This is a genomic window from Paracoccus sp. S4493 (assembly GCF_000967735.1).
GTDB classification, from domain to species: Bacteria; Pseudomonadota; Alphaproteobacteria; order Rhodobacterales; family Rhodobacteraceae; genus Paracoccus; species Paracoccus marcusii.
Genome location: NZ_JXYF01000294.1, coordinates 1 through 490 on the forward strand (window position 1 = coordinate 1; position 490 = coordinate 490).

Here is a 490-nt window from a genome sequence, read left to right on the forward strand (position 1 = left end):
CGATGTCGTCGCGGTCATCGACCAGCGCGGCAAAACGGTCGGGCAGATCGGCCAGCGGCACGACCTCGGACAGCAGCGCATCGGTGGGGATCAGCCCGTCGCGAATGGCGTCGATGACCCGGTCGAAATCGGGGGCCTGCGCGTTGCGGCTGCCGATGATGCGGGCCTCGCGCTTGTGGAACTCGGCATCCGAAAAGCGGATGTCGCCCTTGACCACGCTGACCAGCACCGTGCTGCCGCCATGGGCCACGAGGGGAAAACCCGCCTCGATGGCCGGCGCGCTGCCGGTCGCGTCGAAGACGACATCGAAGCCCTGCGCCAACTCGCCGGTCAGGATGTCGTCGCCCGGACGGTGCAGCAGGTCGAACCCGCACAGCCGCCGCGCCAGCGCCAGCCGCCGGTCGCTGAGATCCATCAGATGCACCTGGGCCCCGGCCAGTCGCGCGAACAGCGCGGTGCCAAGCCCGATCGGCCCCGCCCCCGTCACCAG

The 490-nt window shown here is 70.4% G+C and carries 1 protein-coding gene; it reads right to left on the reverse strand.

Annotation, left to right across the window (positions count from 1 at the left end; translation table 11 throughout):
• Nucleotides 1-490: zinc-binding dehydrogenase (locus TW83_RS17240; protein WP_045984018.1), on the reverse strand; the 490-nt coding region annotated here is incomplete at both ends.